14 protein-coding genes are annotated in these 16,757 nt (G+C 61.3%); 6 read left to right on the forward strand and 8 right to left on the reverse strand.

Annotation, left to right across the window (positions count from 1 at the left end):
* Window positions 1–26: 26 nt before the first annotated feature.
* Genes IE095_RS13880 through IE095_RS13905 form a run of 6 tightly spaced genes read right to left on the reverse strand, consistent with a single transcriptional unit; the run spans window position 27 to window position 6,668 of the window.
* Window positions 27–1,061, reverse strand: coding sequence for a cysteine synthase A (locus IE095_RS13880; protein WP_189412277.1), 1,035 nt, complete (start codon window positions 1,059–1,061; stop codon window positions 27–29).
* Between the two features lie 54 nt (window positions 1,062–1,115).
* Window positions 1,116–2,216 carry an NUDIX domain-containing protein gene (locus tag IE095_RS18700; protein WP_189412278.1) on the reverse strand — a complete coding sequence of 367 codons (1,101 nt, stop codon included), beginning with the start codon at window positions 2,214–2,216 and terminating at the stop codon, window positions 1,116–1,118.
* Between the two features lie 4 nt (window positions 2,217–2,220).
* Entirely contained in the window at window positions 2,221–2,664 is a 444-nt protein-coding gene (locus IE095_RS13890) for a TrgA family protein (RefSeq protein WP_189412279.1), read from the reverse strand.
* A gap of 29 nt (window positions 2,665–2,693) precedes the next feature.
* The gene (locus IE095_RS13895) at window positions 2,694–3,920 is read right to left on the reverse strand and encodes an SAM-dependent methyltransferase (protein WP_189412403.1); all 1,227 of its coding nucleotides are present in this window, start codon (window positions 3,918–3,920) and stop codon (window positions 2,694–2,696) included.
* Window positions 3,921–3,966: 46 nt separating this feature from the next.
* Entirely contained in the window at window positions 3,967–5,379 is a 1,413-nt protein-coding gene (locus IE095_RS13900) for a cryptochrome/photolyase family protein (RefSeq protein ID WP_189412280.1), read from the reverse strand.
* Window positions 5,380–5,432: 53 nt separating this feature from the next.
* Window positions 5,433–6,668 (reverse strand): aminotransferase class V-fold PLP-dependent enzyme, encoded by a 1,236-nt coding sequence (locus tag IE095_RS13905; protein WP_189412281.1) that lies wholly within the window; start codon window positions 6,666–6,668, stop codon window positions 5,433–5,435.
* 253 nt (window positions 6,669–6,921) lie between these two features.
* On the opposite strand from IE095_RS13905, the gene IE095_RS13910 reads away from it, so the two are divergent.
* Window positions 6,922–7,968 (forward strand): ABC transporter substrate-binding protein, encoded by a 1,047-nt coding sequence (locus IE095_RS13910; RefSeq protein WP_189412282.1) that lies wholly within the window; start codon window positions 6,922–6,924, stop codon window positions 7,966–7,968.
* Between the two features lie 53 nt (window positions 7,969–8,021).
* On the opposite strand, the gene IE095_RS13915 is transcribed toward IE095_RS13910, so the two are convergent.
* Together IE095_RS13915 and IE095_RS13920 are read right to left on the reverse strand one after the other, a co-directional pair.
* Window positions 8,022–9,083 carry an ABC transporter ATP-binding protein gene (locus tag IE095_RS13915; protein ID WP_189412283.1) on the reverse strand — a complete coding sequence of 354 codons (1,062 nt, stop codon included), beginning with the start codon at window positions 9,081–9,083 and terminating at the stop codon, window positions 8,022–8,024.
* Complete coding sequence (locus IE095_RS13920; protein WP_189412284.1) at window positions 9,058–10,125, reverse strand: substrate-binding domain-containing protein; 1,068 nt, start codon at window positions 10,123–10,125, stop codon at window positions 9,058–9,060. Before IE095_RS13920 ends, IE095_RS13915 begins: the two co-directional genes overlap by 26 nt.
* A 170-nt stretch (window positions 10,126–10,295) precedes the next feature.
* Between IE095_RS13920 and IE095_RS13925 the strand changes: the two genes are divergently transcribed.
* From IE095_RS13925 to IE095_RS13945, 5 genes are all read left to right on the forward strand, one after another.
* Window positions 10,296–11,900 (forward strand): alpha-glucosidase, encoded by a 1,605-nt coding sequence (locus IE095_RS13925; RefSeq protein ID WP_189412285.1) that lies wholly within the window; start codon window positions 10,296–10,298, stop codon window positions 11,898–11,900.
* 54 nt (window positions 11,901–11,954) lie between these two features.
* The gene (malE, locus tag IE095_RS13930) at window positions 11,955–13,127 is read left to right on the forward strand and encodes a maltose/maltodextrin ABC transporter substrate-binding protein MalE (RefSeq protein ID WP_189412286.1); all 1,173 of its coding nucleotides are present in this window, start codon (window positions 11,955–11,957) and stop codon (window positions 13,125–13,127) included.
* Between the two features lie 51 nt (window positions 13,128–13,178).
* The gene (malF, locus tag IE095_RS13935) at window positions 13,179–14,699 is read left to right on the forward strand and encodes a maltose ABC transporter permease MalF (protein WP_229804798.1); all 1,521 of its coding nucleotides are present in this window, start codon (window positions 13,179–13,181) and stop codon (window positions 14,697–14,699) included.
* A complete protein-coding gene (malG, locus tag IE095_RS13940; protein WP_189412288.1) occupies window positions 14,696–15,586 on the forward strand; it encodes a maltose ABC transporter permease MalG in 891 nt (296 codons plus the stop codon). Before malF ends, malG begins: the two co-directional genes overlap by 4 nt.
* A gap of 153 nt (window positions 15,587–15,739) precedes the next feature.
* Window positions 15,740–16,753, forward strand: coding sequence for a BMP family protein (locus IE095_RS13945; RefSeq protein ID WP_189412289.1), 1,014 nt, complete (start codon window positions 15,740–15,742; stop codon window positions 16,751–16,753).
* Window positions 16,754–16,757: the final 4 nt, after the last annotated feature.

The raw sequence follows: 16,757 nt of genomic DNA on the forward strand, positions 1-16,757 counted from the left end.
GCCCAAAGATCGACCGCCGTCGCCGCTCATGCGTCCTGATACACTTCGACGATGCGGCGCGATTGCGCGTCCAGCCATTCGGGCACCGGCAGATCCTTGGAGCGCAGGAAGGCGGGGTTATACAGTTTCGACTGATAACGCTGGCCCTGATCACAGAGAATGGTGACGATGGTCTTGCCCGGCCCCAGATCGCGGGCCATGCGGATGGCCCCGGCAATGTTGACGCCGGTCGAGCCGCCCATGCAAAGGCCCTCTTCTTGCAGCAGGTCAAAAACGATGGGCAGCGCCTCGGCATCGGGGATGCGATAGCTGAAATCGGGCTTAAAGCCTTCCAGATTCGCGGTAATGCGGCCCTGACCGATGCCTTCGGTGATGGAATTGCCCGGCGCCTCGAACGTGCCATCGGTGTAGAAGGAATGCAGCGCCGCGCCTTCCGGGTCGGCCAAACCGATCTTCACGCCTTTCGGCTGCAAGGCCATGGCGACGCCTGCCAAAGTTCCCCCGGAACCGACCGCGCAGATAAAACCATCGACCTTGCCATCGGTCTGGTTCCAGATTTCCGGGCCGGTGGTTTCGACATGGGCCTGACGGTTGGCGACATTGTCGAATTGGTTGGCCCAGATCGCGCCATTGGGTTCGGTTTTTGCAAGCGCCTCGGCCAGACGGCCGGAATAGCGCACGTAATTGTTCGGATTCTTATAGGGCACCGCAGGCACTTGGACGAGTTCCGCACCCGCCAGCCGCAGCATATCTTTCTTTTCCTGGCTTTGGGTTTCGGGAATGACGATCACCGTGCGGAAGCCCATCGAGGCCCCGACCAGCGCCAGCCCGATGCCGGTGTTCCCTGCCGTGCCTTCGACAATGGTCCCGCCGGGTTTCAGCAGGCCCTTGGCCACGGCGTCGCGGATGATGTAAAGCGCGGCGCGGTCCTTGACGGATTGGCCGGGGTTCAGGAATTCGGCCTTGCCCAAAATCGTGCAGCCCGTCATCTCGCTGGCTTTGCGCAGCTTGATCAGGGGGGTGTTGCCGATTGATTCAGCCAGATCGCGATGTATCTGCATGGCCCAGGTTCCTTTTGCCTTTTGCCTAAGGTCTAGGCGTCAGGACAGGGAAACTCAAGACTTGCCGGGCCGCAAGTGCGGCCTTTCGCGTTGCAGCCAAAGGGCGGTCAGGATCAGCGGGGCATTCGAAGCCTCGCCGCTGGCGACCATCTCCATCAATTCGGCAAAGGGCAGAATATGGGTGCGGATATCCTCGGCCTCGGCTTCCAGCCCGAAAATGCCGCTTTTGTCGTCGGGCAGATCGGTGAGCGCGACGTAGGAATACAGAAATTCCGAATTGGCCCCCGGCGTGGGGTAATAGCCCGCCACGGGCAGAAGCGCGGTCAGCTCCAGCCCCGCCTCTTCCACCGCTTCGCGACGCGCGGCCTGTTCCGGCGTTTCGCCGGGGTCGATGCGCCCGGCAATCGCCTCAAGCAGCCAAGGCTGGGCATCGCCGCGCGCAAAGGGACCGGCGCGGAACTGGTCGATCAGCAGCACGCGGTCGCGGATGGGATCATAGGGCAGAACGGTGACGGCATCGCCCGACAGAAACACCGCGCGGTTCGCCGGTTGGCCGAAGCGGCCATCGAACTGCCGCCAAGCCAGATCGTATTCTTCGACGGCGAAGAAGGCGGAATAGGGGGTTTGGCGGTGGGTGACTTGCACATCGTCGGGCGCGGCCCTGTGTCGCCGAGTGAGGGCCGAAGGCTGTGCCGCCCTGACGCGCCCGGCCGCGCGCACCAGCATGGGGCCCTGACGGCGGGCGAGGGTGATGGCCTGTGTCGTGCCGTAGGCGGCCATGATGTCGCCGGCCAAGGCCAAGGCGATGGCCTGCCAGCGTTCAGCCCAATGGGTCGCGTCAAAGGGCAGATCCGCTGCGCCAAGCTGATGGATTTGCGCGGGGCCAAGGGGCAGGTCAAGCATGGCCCCGGTCAAGCCAAGGCTTTCGGCATAAAAGACCAGCCGCGCCGCCAAGTCGGGGGGCAGGCGCAGGGCCAGCACCTCAGCCCGGCTATCTGTTTGCGGACAAAGGGTGGTTGTCGGCGCGTCGGGACGCATTCGGGCGACAAAACCATCCAGCAGCAGGCTTTGTCCGGCGACATCGGCCCCCAGAACAAGGCGCAGCAAGGCCGGGTCGATCAGGCCCCCGGCCAGCAGATGCAGGCTGTCGGTCATCGGATCAGCGCAGGTTCCGCTTGGCGATTTCGGTCAGAACGCCCCCCAGCGCGCCCCCGCCAAGAAGCAGAATGGCGAATTGTTGGCTAAGCATAAGGGCACCGTTTTCCATGAACAGCGCCAAGGCACCGGTGATCGCCTCCATCGGACTGCCATCATAGCGTCCTCGGGTGGAATTGATGATCATCTGATAGGTGGAAAACAGCAGCAGGGCCCAAAAGACAATGGTCAGGGCGGTGCGGATGCCCATGCCGGGCGACCGAGCGTAGCCGCGCCCAGCCAAGCCACCGGCGATAAACCAACCACACAAAAGGCCGATCGCGGCGCTGCCTTGGCTGACCATGCCGATGCTTGTGCCGGGGGGCAGGAGCAAGCGGTAGGATTCGGCCAGCATATAGCCAAGGATGGCATAAAAGACTGCACCCACCAGACGTGCGGCTGTCGGCATCTGCGTTTCACCCTGTCCCCGGCGGCCCGTTATTGCGGCCGCGTTACCGTGATCTGTGTCACGTCGCAGTTTCCCCCCTGAAACGCGCCCGCGCAAGAGGTCAGATAGAAATTCCACATGCGACGGAATCGATCGTCAAAGCCCATGCGGGCGACATCTTCCCAACGATCATTGAAGGTTTCATGCCAGCGGCGCAGGGTCTGGCTATAGCTTTTGCCAAATTCGATGTGGCCTTTCAGCCGCAGACCGGCCCTGTCGATTTCGGATTTCAGGGCCATTGGTGAGGGCAGCATCCCGCCCGGAAAGATGAACTTCTGAATGAAATCGACGCTGCGGCGGTAAACCTCCCAGCGTTTGTCGGCGACGGTGATGATCTGAAGGGTGGCCGAGCGGCCGGGATTAAGCCGATCGCGCACCGCGTTGAAATAGGTGGGCCAGTATCTTTCGCCGACCGCCTCGAACATCTCGATACTCGCTATCCCGTCGTAGCGGCCGGTTTCGTCGCGGTAGTCTTGCAATTTGATCTGCACGCGATCCGACAGCCCTGCGCGGGCCATGCGTTCGACGGCAAAGGCGTGCTGGGCGGGGCTGATGGTCAGGCCGGTGACGCGCAGGCCCCTTTCGCGGGCGGCATATTCGGCAAAGCCGCCCCAGCCGCAGCCGATTTCCAGCACATGATCGCCGGGTTTGGCCCCCATCTGATCAACCATGCTGGCGTATTTTTGTTGCTGCGCCCGTTCCAGACTTTCCTGCCCGGATTGGAACAGGGCCGAGGAGTAGGTCATCGTGTCATCCAGCCAAAGGCGATAGAAATCATTGCCCAGATCGTAGTGGTATTCGATGTTCTTCTTGGCCTGCCGCTTGCTGTTGGATTGCATCCAGAAACGGAATTTTTCATAGGCCCGCACCAGCCCAAGGCCGGGATAACCATCATAAACGGCATCATTGCCGTCCTGCACCAGATCCATGAAGGCTTGCAGGTCGGGGCTGGACCACCAGCCTTCGAGATAGGCCTCGGAAAAACCCAGATCGCCTTCGCGGATCAGTCGGGCAAAGGTATCGGGGTTGTGGATCACCAGTTCCGCCATTGGCCCCGGCTCGCGCCCTTCGGCGCGAAAGCGGCGGCCATCGGGCAGGACGAAATCCAGACGGCCCCGGCGCAGCCCTTTGGCGACGTTGAAGGCGGTCGTGAAATAGCGGGGCAGATCCGGCTGGCCTGCCGTCTCGGTCAGCGTTTCATGCGGGGCCTTGGTCATCGTTGGCTCCATCTTTTCCAGAACGTTATCGCTGATCGTCGAAAACTCAAGCATTCCTTGCTCCATAAGCGGCCAAAGCCTTTTCACGTCCTTCGGCCAGCCCGACGACCGGTTTCGGATAGGGTTGATCAGGCGATAGATTCCATGATTTCGGCACCGCGTCGAAATAAGCGCGGGCCTCGGCCCCCGGTTCCCGCGAAAGTTCGGCCACCCAACGGTGGATATAGGCGCGGTCTGGGTCAAAACGGTCGGCCTGCCCCTCGGGGTTGAAAATGCGGAAATAGGGGGCGGCATCGGGGCCGGAACCCGCGACCCATTGCCAGCCCATCGCGTTGTTCGCGGCATCCCAGTCGGTCAGGCAATCGGCGAACCAATCGAGGCCCACCTTCCAATGCGTCAGCAGATGTTTCGTCAGATAGGAGGCCACCACCATCCGCGCGCGGTTGTGCATCGTGCCGGTCACGAACATCTCTCGCAAGCCGGCATCGACAAGCGGAATGCCGGTGCGGCCCTGCCGCCAACTTTCGGCCAAGGCGCTGTCCCCGGCCCAAGGAAAGGCATCCCATTCGCCGCGCCAGTTTTGCCGATCCATCTGGGGGGAATGATAGAACAGGTGCCAAGCAAAATCGCGCCATGCGAGTTGGCGCAGGAAAGATTCAGCCCCCGCATCGCCCTGATCGCGGCGCAGGGCGGCGGCGTGCCAGATGCGGCGCGGGCCGATTTCGCCATAGGTCAGGTTCTCGGACAGGCGCGAGGTGCCGTTTTGGGCCAGAAGGTCGCGCTGGGCGGGATAGGCGCTGACTTTGTCGTCCAGAAAGTCGGCCAGCCTTTGAAGGGCCTTGATTTCGCCCACCGTTTGGTGGGGCAGAACCACTGCCGCGCCGCGTCGCATCGGGGCACCCAAATTCCAAGAGGCCAGATCGTCGCTGACGGGCCAAGTGGTGGGTGCGGGAAGGGTTTTCGGGGCGGCAAGGGCCGGGGGCAGGGGCAGGTTGCGCAGGGCTTTCCAGAAGGGGGTAAAGACCTTGAAGGGCTGGCCTTGCAAGGTTTTGATTGCCCAAGGTTCATGCAGCAGATGCCCCGCATGGCTTTGAGCGATCAGGCCGCGTTCTTTCAGCGCCGCCTTGACCGCCGTATCGCGGGCCTGTGATGGCCCGTCATATTGACGACCCCAGATCACCCCCGCCGCGCCGGTCTCGGCTATCAAACGCTCAAGAACTGGCAGGGCAGGCCCCCGCCGCAGGATCAAACCGCTGCCGACCCCTGCTAGTCGTTCGGCAAAAGCCCCCACCGCCAGACCCATGCGCCATAGGGGAGCAGCCCCCAAAGCCTCGGTTTCAGGATCGAGGATAAAGACCGGAAGCAAAGGCCGCCCGGTTTCCAAGGCGGCCTGCAACATCGGGTTGTCGTCCAGCCGCAGGTCGCGGCGAAACCACAGGATCAGGGGTTCATTCGGCATTCAGCACCTTGTTTCAGGTGTTTACGGCGCATGAACCCCTTTGGATCACAATTTCAAAGCACTTGATCCAGGGCCGTGATCAGACGCGTCACCTCGGCTTTGCTGGTGTAATGCACGAAAGACAGGCGCAGCACCCCTTTCTCCAGATCGACGCCCATCGCGGTCAGGGGGCGCACGGCGTAGAAGTCGCCCGCCCAGCAGTTGATGCCCATCTTGCCCAGTTCTTCGGACACAGGCTCTGCGGCGCGGTCCAAGGCCACGGCCACGGTCGGCGCACGGTTCGCGGCCTCGCGTGGGCCGATCAGGCGGACGTCATTGCGGCCCGCGACATAGTCGAGCAGCGGTTGCAGCAGGGCGATTTCGTGATCGCGCATCAGGTCATGCACGGCCGCACCCTTTTCGGCGGGTGTGGCCGGGGCCGCACCGAAATGATGGGCGTAAAGCGTGTCGAAATAATCCACCATCCCGGCGCAGGCGGCGATTTGGGCATGGTCGGGGCCAGCGGGGGTGAAACGCTTATAGAGCGTGCCGCCGTTGAAATAATGCGCCTGATTGGGCAGTGCTGCACCGATGGCTTCCCGGATCGCCATGATCCCTTGATGGGGGCCGTAAACTTTGTAGGCCGAAAACAGATAGACATCCGCCCCCAGCTTGCCCACATCGGGCAGACCATGCGGCGCATAGCTTACGCCATCGACAACCGTATAGGCCCCCGCCGCTCGCGCCATGGAGCAAATCTCGGCCACCGGATTCAGTTCCGCCACCACATTGGAACAATGCGGGAAACAGACCAGTTTCGCCTTGCCATCGGCCAACAGCGCCCTCAGGCCGTCCAGCGACAGATGCCCCGTTTCCGGGTCCACCTGCCATTCGCGGATGGTGATCCCCTCATCGCCCAGCCGCCGCCAGACGCCGGAATTCGCCTCATGGTCCTGATTGGTGACGACAATCGCCCCATCCGTGCCACCCAGCCATTTGCGCACTGCTTGGGCAAGAACGAAGGTGTTGGCGCTGGTGGAGGGCCCGAACGACACTTCTTCGCGTTTCACGCCCATCAGCCCCGCCAGCCGGGTCCGCGCCTCGTCCATTTCCGCCCCACCGGCCTGCGCCGCGGCATAGGGCGCATAGGGCTGCACTTTGCGTTCGCGGTAGAACCGCGTCAGCCGGTCGATCACAGGCCCGCAGGTATAGGAACCCCCCGCATTTTCAAAAAAGGCCTGATCGGACAGACCGGGCACCTGAAAGGCGGGAAATTGCGAACGGACGAAATCGACATCAAGCTGCGGCATGGGATCCTCGGGGTGATTTTGGGTGATCCTGCGTCGTGGCCTGCGGGGCTGCAAGCGGAAAGGTGGCGGGCGGATTGCCCAAGAATTGGGCAGTGCTTGCCTGCGCTTGCCGCAAAATCGGCGGCTATTGCCCGAAAGTCGGGCAAGTTGACGTGACTGATCTTTACGAAAAGCCTTGAGCCACCAATCTGCTTTGCATAGCCTGCCATCACCCGTGCCGCGACGAAGGCACCCATAAAAACAGCGAGGATCCATGTCCCTACGTCACACGCTTCTGGCCACTGCCATTGCCGCCTGCGCGCTGCCGGCCTATGCCGCTGATCCCGAGTTCACGATTTTCGACTGGTCGGGTTGGGAAAACCCCGACCTGATGGCCGAATATTCGGCCAAAAACGGCGATATGCCGACCTATTCCTTCTTTGCCGATGATGATGAGGCTTTCCAGAAGGTTTCGTCAGGCTTCAAGGTGGATGTCGTTCACCCCTGTTCGCAGATGGTGCCGAAATACCGTGAGGCTGGGTTGATCGAGCCTTGGGATGTGTCGAAGATCCCGGAATTCGCCAATGTGAAACCGGCCTTCATGGAAAGCGAGTCTTTCAAGGATGCCGAAGGCGTTTGGTTCATCCCGACCGACTATGCCTATACCGCGCTCGCCTATAACACGAATGAGGTGAAGGCCGAGGAAGTGGCCAGCCTGAACGTGTTCAAGGATCCCAAATTCGCAGGCCGCATCTCGCTGCCCGACAACACCGACGACATCTGGGCGCTGGCCCTGCTGGCGACAGGCGTCAGCGATTGGACGACCGTGACGGACGAACAATTTGCGGCGGGGGCGGCTTGGCTGCGCGAAGTGCATCCGAATGTGCGGACCTATTGGTCGGACCCGGCCGAACTGGCGCAATCGATGGCCTCGGGCGAGATTCTGCTGGCTTGGTCGTGGAACGACGCCGTGGCGATCATGAAGTCGGAAGGTTTCCCCGTGGGCTTTCAGCGGACAGCCACCGAAGGGGCATCAAGCTTTATCTGCGGCATCGTCAATATGAAGGACGCGCCGGGGAACGAGGAAAAGGCCTATGACTATGCCAACGCCTTCTTGTCGCAGAAATCGGCCGCCGTGCTGCTGCGGGACTTTGGCTATGCCAGTGCCAATGATGCCGGGATGGCCAGCCTGCCGATGGAAGATCTGAAGGCCGGCGATGTGGACCCGATCGAGGGCAAGTTGCTGGCGCAGACGCCGCTGCCGGCGGGGATGCGTGAAAAGATGCTGGAAGAGTTCGAGGCGATCAAAGCCGGGTTCTGATCCAGCGTTGGTCCGGAGACATGGCCCGCCGGGAAACCGGCGGGCCATTTTCACTAGGCGGCAAGATTGCGCCCTGTTTCCGTGTCAAAGAAGCATAGGCCTGTTGGATCGACCGACAGCCGCAAGCCACCTGTGGGCAGGGGCGTCCGGGCGGGCAGGCGGGCAATCACCTTGGCTCCGGAAAGGGTAAAATTCACGAAAGCATCGGAACCGGTGTTTTCGACCATCTGCGGCGTCACCTGAAGACCGGTCTCGCCCGCCTGAAACGCCTCGGGTCGGATGCCGACGATGACCTTGTCCCGCCCGCGCAGCACAGGGGGCAACACCGTTGTCAACGCTTGCCCATCGCCGAACTGCAACTGACCGCCGTCCAAGTGCGCCGGGATCAGATTCATCGGCGGCGCCCCCATGAAATCGGCGACAAAGGTGTTGGCCGGGCGCAGATAAATGTCTTCGGGACTGCCGGCCTGTTGCAGGATGCCGTCTTTCAGCACGGCAATCGTGGTGGCCAAGGTCATCGCTTCAACCTGATCATGGGTCACATAGACCATGGTCGTGCCCGTTGCCTGATGCAGGCGTTTGATTTCGGCCCGCATTTCGACGCGCAGCTTGGCATCGAGGTTGGACAGCGGCTCGTCAAACAGAAACAGCGCCGGGTCGCGCACAAGCGCCCGCCCCATCGCCACCCTTTGCCGCTGCCCCCCGGACAGCATCGCGGGCCGTCGGTCCAACAGATGGTCGATCTGCAACAGCCGTGCCACCTCGGCCACTTTCGCGGTGATTTGATCGGCGGGCAGGCGGCGAATTTTCATGCCAAAGCCGATGTTTTCCCCGACCGTCATTGTGGGATAGAGCGCGTAGGATTGGAACACCATCGCGATATCCCTTTCGCGCGGAGGCAGTCGGGTGACGTCTTTGCCTGCAATCTGCACCCGACCGGCGGTGGCATCATCCAGCCCGGCAATGCAGTTCAGCAAGGTCGATTTGCCGCAGCCTGAAGGCCCCACCAAAACCAGAAAACCGCCCGGATCGACCGATACGGAAATATCCCGCAGAACCTGCACTGCGCCATAGGACTTGGCCAGATGATCAATCTGCAACGACGCTTGTTTCATTCCATCCCCCCTGTTGCCCAACCGGAACGGGCCCGGTCGATTGCCGCACGATCAGATCGGCGGTCACCATCGTCTGCAAATCGCTGCTTTGTGCCCCGTCCAGCAATCGTACCATTTTGTCCGTCAACGGTCCGCAGGCATCGCGGATCGGAGCGCGGGTTACGGTAAGCGCCGGTTCAAAATTGACTGCGCGGAACTGGGGGATCGCATCGTCATGGGCGATCACGGACAAATCGCCCGGCACCGATAGCCCGGCCTTGCGCGCGGCCCGCAAAACCCCGGCCGCGATCAGTGTCGAGGCACAAAGAAAGGCGGTTGGGGCTGCGGTGTCGGTCAGCATGGTTGCGGCCGCGCGCTGGCCGTAATCTTCGGCAAGGCGGTCGTGGCGGATGAATCTTGTGGGGGTCACCAAGCCGCGCGCGGCCAAGGCCGACTGAAACCCCGACAGGCGCTGGGCGGCATAGGCATAATTGGCGGGTCCGTTCAAAAAGGCGATGCGACGATGGCCCAGATCGTGCAGCAATGCCACCGACTGCCGGGCGAGGGCGGCATTGTCGATATCAAAGAACGGATAGTCCGGCACGCCAAGACCCGCCCGGCCATGCACGACAAAAGGCACACCCGCTGCGGTCAGAAACTGGATGCGCTGATCCTCGACCGTGGGGGCATTCAGGATGAAGCCGTCCAGCGTCGCCTTGGCCACCAGCCGACGATAAGGGGCGACCTCGTCCTCGGCGTTGGAGGCATGAAAGACCAAATCCATGTCATAGTCGGCCAAGCGGCTGGACAGCCCCGCCATCACTTCGAAAAAACTGGGGTCGGTGGCCACATCAACGGGGGACCGCAGGATCATGCCAATCATGCCCGACCGCCCCGAGACCAGCTTTTGCGCAATCTGATTGGGCCGATAATTCATGGCCCGCGCCACAGCCTGCACCCGCTGGCGGGTTTGTTCATTCACCTCGGGAAAGCCGTTCAGCGCCCGGCTGACGGTGGCGGGCGACAGGCCCAATCGGGCGGCGATGTCTTTCAGTTTGGTCATGGTCCATCCTGCAATCGTTTTGAACGATACGCCAAGCGGCGCAGGGATCAACCGAAATTTTGCGCAAAACGGCCCTTCATCGTAACATCGGTTTCGGCCGAGAATTTTCTAAAACGTTTTGAAAATTCCCGCCTGCATTGTATCCTTTTGCCGAATCAAGGGGGGTGGTTATGCGGGATTGGTGGCGGGGGTCAGTGACCTATCAGGTCTATCCCCGGTCGTTTGAGGACACGACGGGCAATGGCGTGGGGGATCTGCGGGGCGTCATCCTGCGCCTGCCGCATATCGCCAGTCTTGGGGTCGATGCGATCTGGCTGTCGCCGATCTTTACCTCGCCCCAAGCCGACATGGGCTATGATGTCAGCGACTATTGCGACATCGATCCGCTGTTCGGCACGCTGGCCGATTTCGACGCCTTGGTGGAACGGGCGCATGAACTGGGGCTGAAGGTGATCATTGATCAGGTTCTGTCGCATTCGTCGGATCAGCATCCTTTCTTTAAGGAAAGTCGGGCCAGTCGGGATGGGGCCTATGCCGATTTCTATGTCTGGGCCGATGCCAACCCCGATGGCAGCCCGCCGAACAATTGGCTTTCCGTCTTTGGGGGTTCCGCCTGGGAATGGGACAGCCGCCGCCGCCAGTATTACCTGCACAATTTCCTGCCCAGCCAGCCCGACCTCAACTTCCACAATCCGGCGGTGCAGGATTGGGCTTTGTCGGTGCTGCGTTTCTGGCTGGAGCGGGGTGTGGACGGCTTCCGGCTGGATACGGTGAATTACTATTTCCACGATCAGGCACTGCGATCGAACGGGCCCTTGGCGCAAAAGGAAAACCGCCCCCCCGCGAACCCCTACGAATTGCAGGATCACGAGTTTTCCAAGTCGCGCCCCGAAAACCCGGCTTGGCTGGAGCGGATGCGAGCACTGCTGGATGAATATGACGGGCGGACGATGGTGGGCGAGGTGGGCGATGCGCCGCACCGCGCCGTGGAGATCATGGCCGAGTACACAAGGGCGGGCCGTCTGCACATGGCCTATTCTTTTGACATGCTGGGGCCGGAATTCACGCCTGACCATTTCCGCAGCAAGATCAGCGGCTTCTTTCGCGGTGCGCCCGAGGGTTGCCCGGCCTGGGCCTTTTCCAACCACGATGTGGTGCGGCATGTGTCGCGCTGGGCGGATCATGGCAAGGCAGCGGATATAGCGAAACTGGCGGCAGCGGTGCTGCTGTCGTTTGAAGGGTCGATCTATCTGTATCAGGGCGAAGAATTGGGCCAGTTGGAGACGGAGATCGAGTTTCACGAATTGACCGATCCGCCGGGATTGCGGTTCTGGCCGGATTACAAGGGGCGCGACGGTTGCCGCACGCCGATGGTCTGGGACAACGGGCCGCACGGTGGGTTCACCCAAGGCACGCCCTGGTTGCCGGTGAAACTGCCGCAACTGGAACACAACGCGGCAGGGCAGGTGGGGCAACCGGATTCAGTGCTGGAAACCTATCGCGCGATTGTGGCCTTTCGCCAGGCGACGGAGGCTTTGCGTCTGGGGCGGACGCAGTTCATCGACGCGCCGGGACCGGTGTTGGCCTTTGTGCGCGAAGGCGATGTGCCGGTGTTTTGTGTCTTTAACCTGTCGGCCAAGCCTGTGGATCTGGTGATTGATGGCTTGGGCGAAGGGATCGGCCCGTCAAAGGCAGCGTTTGACGGCCGAAAACTGCAATTGGGGCCGAACGGCTATGCCTGGGCCACGACGACGGGTGAGGTGACGATCACCTGAGTAATCCGCGCCCGCCCGGAAGGCGGGGACATGTCTGAAAATGGAGGATAGGACATGACCAATCTGAAAAAGACCGCCCTGATGGCGGCGTTGATGCTGGGCAGTGCTTTGCCCGCCCATGCGGTCGAAGAGGGCAAGTTGTTGATTTGGATGGGGCCCGATAAGGACAGCGACAGTCTGCGGGCGGTGGCGAAAAAGTTCAGTGAGGAATTGGGCATCGAAGTTGTCGTGGAAGAGGTCGACCCGGCGGTCGAAAAATTCCAGCAGGCAGCGGCGACGGGGGATGGGCCGGATATCATGCTGTGGGCGCATGACCGGATGGGGGAATGGGCGGCAGGTGGGTTGATCGCGCCGGTGACGCCCTCGGCCGAAGTGCAGGCCGGGATTCTTCCGACGGCTTGGGATGCCGTGACCTTTGGTGGCAAGACCTGGGGCTATCCGGTGGCGGTCGAGGCGGTGGGGCTGGTCTATAACACCGCGTTGGTGCCGACACCGCCGGCTGATTTTGCCGATATTGCGGCGTTGACCGTGCCCGATGGCGTGACGCGGATCATGTGGGACTATAACAACACCTATTTCACGATGCCCTTGTTGATGGCGAACGGCGGTTACGCCTTTGTCAAAAAGGATGGGGTCTATGACGGCAAGGATACGGGCGTCGGCAATGCGGGCGCGATTGCCGGGGCGACGGTGCTGAAAGGCTTGATCGACGGTGGAACAATGCCCGCCGGGGTGGATTATGGCGTGATGGATGGCGCTATGGCCAAGGGCGAAGTGGCGATGGTGATTAACGGCCCTTGGTCTTGGGCCGGGTATGAGGCGGCGGGGATCAAGATCGGTGTGGCCCCCATTCCAACCGTGAATGGCAAGACAGCGCCGCCCTTTCTGGGCGTTTATTCGGCAGCCGTGAACGCGGCTTCGCCCAATGCTGATCTGGCGGTGGAATTTATCGAGAACTACATGCTGACGGATGAGGGTCTGGCAGCCTGGAACGCCAAGAACGTGCTGGGGGCCTTGGCCGACATCAGCGCGGCGGCAGCCCAAACCGATCCAAAGGTGCAGGCAACGCTGGCCAATGCGGCGGTAGGGGTGCCGATGCCGTCAAACCCGGAAATGGGGGCGTTCTGGTCGGCGATGCAACCGGCGCTGACCAATATCACGACCGGCGCGCAGACGCCGGAAGTGGCGCTGACCGATGCGGCCAAGCGCATTCTGGGCGGTGGCTGATCCAGTCTGGCCCGTGCGCCGGACGCGCGGGCCATGTTCATGGGGAACAACATGACCACTTCGATCCTTTCCCGCTGGCCTTTGATGCGTTGGGCGTTGACGGGGGCGGCGGTTCTGGCCAGCCTTTATGCGGGATTTCTGCTTTATGCGCAGGCCGAGCCCCTGTTCGGCGCGATGTTTCTGGTTTTGGCGGTGGCGGTCGGCGTGGTCTTTCTGCATCCGCGCAGTGCAACCTGGCGCTTTGTGCTGCCGGGGATCGCGGCCGTGTTGATCTTTGTGGCCTTTCCCGTGGTTTATACGATCTGGCTGGGCTTTACGAATTATTCCTCGTTCAACCTGCTCACCTATGACCGCGCCATCGAAGTCTTGATGGCGAACAAGTCGATCGACCCCAAGACCGAACGCAAATTTGCGATTGCTGGGGGGCCGGGGGCTTATCAGGTCTGGCTGCCCGAAGATGGGCTGTTGTCCGAGCCCTTGGCCCTGGACGGGCAGGCCGCGTCGGCGAACCTGTCACCGGCGGACGAGCCTGCGGCACTGCTGGCGCAGAAAGAGGCGGTCAAGCTGCGCAAGGGCTTGGCTGCGATTGTGCTGACCGCACCGGACGACACAGAATTGCGCAACACAGGCCTGCGGGCCTTTGCCGCCGTGGCCCCGGAATACGAGCGCCTGGGGCCAGACGCGTTTCGCCGCCATGCCGATGGGCAGATGCTGACGGCCAACCACAAGACCGGCTTTTTCACACTGGAGGATGGAACAACCATCGCGCCCGGTTGGCGGGTCGGCATAGGCTGGGACAATTTCAAGCGCATCTTTACGCTGGAAGGCATTCGCGGGCCGATGCTGTCGATCTTTGTCTGGACCTGCATCTTTGCCTTTCTTTCGATGGCAGGAACGTTTGCCTTGGGCCTTTTGTTGGCGGTGATCCTGCAATGGCCACATCTGCGCGGCAAAGCGGCTTACCGTATTCTGCTGATCCTGCCCTATGCGGTGCCCTCGTTCATTTCGATCCTGGTGTTTCGTGGGCTGTTCAACCAAAATTTTGGCGAGATCAACCTGATCCTTGAAGCGATGTTCGGTCTGCGGCCAGACTGGTTCACCGACGGAACTTTGGCGCGGATCATGATCCTGGCGGTCAATCTTTGGCTGGGATATCCGTATATGATGTTGCTGGCGATGGGCTTTTTGCAAGCGGTGCCCGAAGATCACAAAAAGGCTGCGGCGCTAGAGGGTGCCTCGGCTCTGCGGGTTTTCTTTACCATCACCCTGCCACAGATCCTGCCTCCCTTTGTGCCTTTGTTGATTTCGACTTTTGCCTTCAATTTCAACAACATTGTGCTGGTTTTGCTGATGACGCGTGGGGGGCCGGATATTCCGGGCACGGCTATTCCGGCGGGGGAGACCGATATTCTGGGCAGTTTCACCTATCGCGTGGCCTTTATGGATACGGGCACGCAATTCGGGCTGGCCGGGGCCATCACCTTTCTGATTTTCCTGATTGTGGGCGCGATGGCCTATGCCAATCTGTTGGCCATGCGTCGGGCCGCCCTGCGGAAAGGAGCGCGGATATGATTGTCGAACACCCCCGCAGCCTGCGGCTGAAAAAGATTGCTGCGCATGGTTTTCTTTTGGGCTTTCTGGCGGTGATCCTGTTTCCCTTTGCGATGATCGTTTCGATTTCCTTTCGCGAAGGAAATTTCACCATCGGCGAATTGTGGCCCAGCCAGCCGACACTGGAGCATTGGGCGCTGGCTTTGGGATTCGACTATACCCGCAGCGATGGGACGGTGGTTTCACCGCCTTATCCGGTGCTGCTTTGGATGTGGAATTCCGTCAAGATCGGCCTGATGGCCGCCTTGGGTGTTTTGGCTTTGGCGACGGTTTCAGCCTATGCCTTTTCGCGGCTGCGCTTTGCGGGGCGGGGGGCGTTGCTGGATGGGCTGTTTCTGATCCAGATGTTTCCAACGACCCTGACGCTGGTGGCGCTTTATGCGATCTTTGACAGTCTGGGGGATGTGGCGCCCGTTGTGGGGATCAACAGTCACCTGTCGGTGGTTCTGGTCTATATGTCAGGGATCATCCTGCATGTCTGGACATTGAAGGGCTATTTCGACGGCATTGACAGCGCGCTGGACAAGGCCGCCGCAATGGATGGGGCGACGCCTTGGCAGACTTTTCGCCACGTCTTTCTGCCTTTGGCCATGCCGATGATGGCGGTCATCTTTGTCTTGGTTTTTATTGGCTGCGTGAACGAATATCCGGTCGCCTCGGTCCTGATCCGGTCCGAAGACATGCTGACACTGGCGACCGGTTCGCGGCTGTATCTGAACGAGTTCAAGTATCTGTGGGGCGATTTTGCGGCGGCGGCGATCCTTTCGGGCTTGCCCATCACCTGTGTCTTTCTGATCGCGCAGAGATATCTGGTCTCGGGCCTGTCTGAGGGGGCGGTCAAGGGTTGATTTGCCCCGCCAGCAGGCAGGCGCTGCCGAAATCGCCCAATCATTGTGCGAATGGCGGCGTTTTCAGCCGCGGAAAGCCTGTTCTTGTGGCGAATCGGACGAATGCTTTACCGTCTGGTCAAAGAACAATCACCAACGGGGAAGGATAACGCGATGAACGGGTTTGCAGCGCCGACGCGGCGTGGGCTTTTGCTGGGCGGTGGGGCTTTGGCCTTGGGGGCGGGGCTCGTCCCGATGCGCCTGATGGCGCAGGATCTGGTCAAGGTTGCGGGGATCTACACCGTGCCCGTCGAACAGCAATGGGTCAGCCGGATCCATATCGCGGCCGAGGCCGCAAAGGCCGCAGGGCGGGTGGATTACACCTATACCGAAAACGTGGCGAACACCGACTATCCGCGCGTGATGCGGGAATATTGCGAAAGCGGCGTCAAGCTGATCGTGGGTGAGATTTTCGGGGCCGAGGCCGAAGCGCGCGAAGTGGCGGCGGAATATCCCGACGTGGCCTTCCTGATGGGCTCGTCCTTCCCGCCCGATGCGGCGCTGCCCAATCTGGCGGTGTTCGACAATTATATTCAGGACGCGTCCTATCTGACCGGGATCGTCGCCGGGGCGATGACCAAAACGGGCAATATCGGCATGGTGGGCGGCTTTCCCATCCCCGAGGTGAACCGGCTGATGAACGCCTTTATGGCAGGGGTCAAGGAAACGCGGCCCGATGCGACCTTCCAGATCAGCTTTATCGGATCCTGGTTCGACCCACCGAAGGCCAAGGAAACCGCAATGGCAATGATCGAGGGCGGGGCGGATGTGCTTTACGCCGAGCGCTTTGGCGTGTCGGATGCCGCCAAGGAAAAGGGTGTGCTGGCGATTGGCAATGTGATCGACACGCAGGCGGATTATCCCGATACGGTCGTCGCCTCGGCCCTGTGGCATTTTGAACCGACGTTTGAGGCGGCCTTGGCGGCGGTGCAGGCGGGGGCCTTCAAGGCCGAAGATTACGGGCTCTATTCCTATATGGCGAAAGGCGGCTGTTCGTTGGCCCCGCTTGGCACCTTTGCAGGCAAGGTGCCCGAGGCGGCGCTGGCCTTGGTGACCGAGAAAGAGGCGGCGATCAAGGCGGGCAGCTTTGCGGTGGAAGTGAACGACGCCGAGCCTTCGGCATCGTGAGGTC

This window comes from Neogemmobacter tilapiae (genome assembly GCF_014652215.1).
Lineage (GTDB): Bacteria > Pseudomonadota > Alphaproteobacteria > Rhodobacterales > Rhodobacteraceae > Neogemmobacter > Neogemmobacter tilapiae.

Coding starts and splice junctions, on each gene's coding strand:
- IE095_RS13880 (WP_189412277.1), bottom strand. CDS start 1,061: ATGCAGATACATCGCGATCTGGCTGAATCAATCGGCAACACCCCCCTG.
- IE095_RS18700 (WP_189412278.1), bottom strand. CDS start 2,216: ATGACCGACAGCCTGCATCTGCTGGCCGGGGGCCTGATCGACCCGGCC.
- IE095_RS13890 (WP_189412279.1), bottom strand. CDS start 2,664: ATGCCGACAGCCGCACGTCTGGTGGGTGCAGTCTTTTATGCCATCCTT.
- IE095_RS13895 (WP_189412403.1), bottom strand. CDS start 3,920: ATGACCAAGGCCCCGCATGAAACGCTGACCGAGACGGCAGGCCAGCCG.
- IE095_RS13900 (WP_189412280.1), bottom strand. CDS start 5,379: ATGCCGAATGAACCCCTGATCCTGTGGTTTCGCCGCGACCTGCGGCTG.
- IE095_RS13905 (WP_189412281.1), bottom strand. CDS start 6,668: ATGCCGCAGCTTGATGTCGATTTCGTCCGTTCGCAATTTCCCGCCTTT.
- IE095_RS13910 (WP_189412282.1), top strand. CDS start 6,922: ATGTCCCTACGTCACACGCTTCTGGCCACTGCCATTGCCGCCTGCGCG.
- IE095_RS13915 (WP_189412283.1), bottom strand. CDS start 9,083: ATGAAACAAGCGTCGTTGCAGATTGATCATCTGGCCAAGTCCTATGGC.
- IE095_RS13920 (WP_189412284.1), bottom strand. CDS start 10,125: ATGACCAAACTGAAAGACATCGCCGCCCGATTGGGCCTGTCGCCCGCC.
- IE095_RS13925 (WP_189412285.1), top strand. CDS start 10,296: ATGCGGGATTGGTGGCGGGGGTCAGTGACCTATCAGGTCTATCCCCGG.
- malE (WP_189412286.1), top strand. CDS start 11,955: ATGACCAATCTGAAAAAGACCGCCCTGATGGCGGCGTTGATGCTGGGC.
- malF (WP_229804798.1), top strand. CDS start 13,179: ATGACCACTTCGATCCTTTCCCGCTGGCCTTTGATGCGTTGGGCGTTG.
- malG (WP_189412288.1), top strand. CDS start 14,696: ATGATTGTCGAACACCCCCGCAGCCTGCGGCTGAAAAAGATTGCTGCG.
- IE095_RS13945 (WP_189412289.1), top strand. CDS start 15,740: ATGAACGGGTTTGCAGCGCCGACGCGGCGTGGGCTTTTGCTGGGCGGT.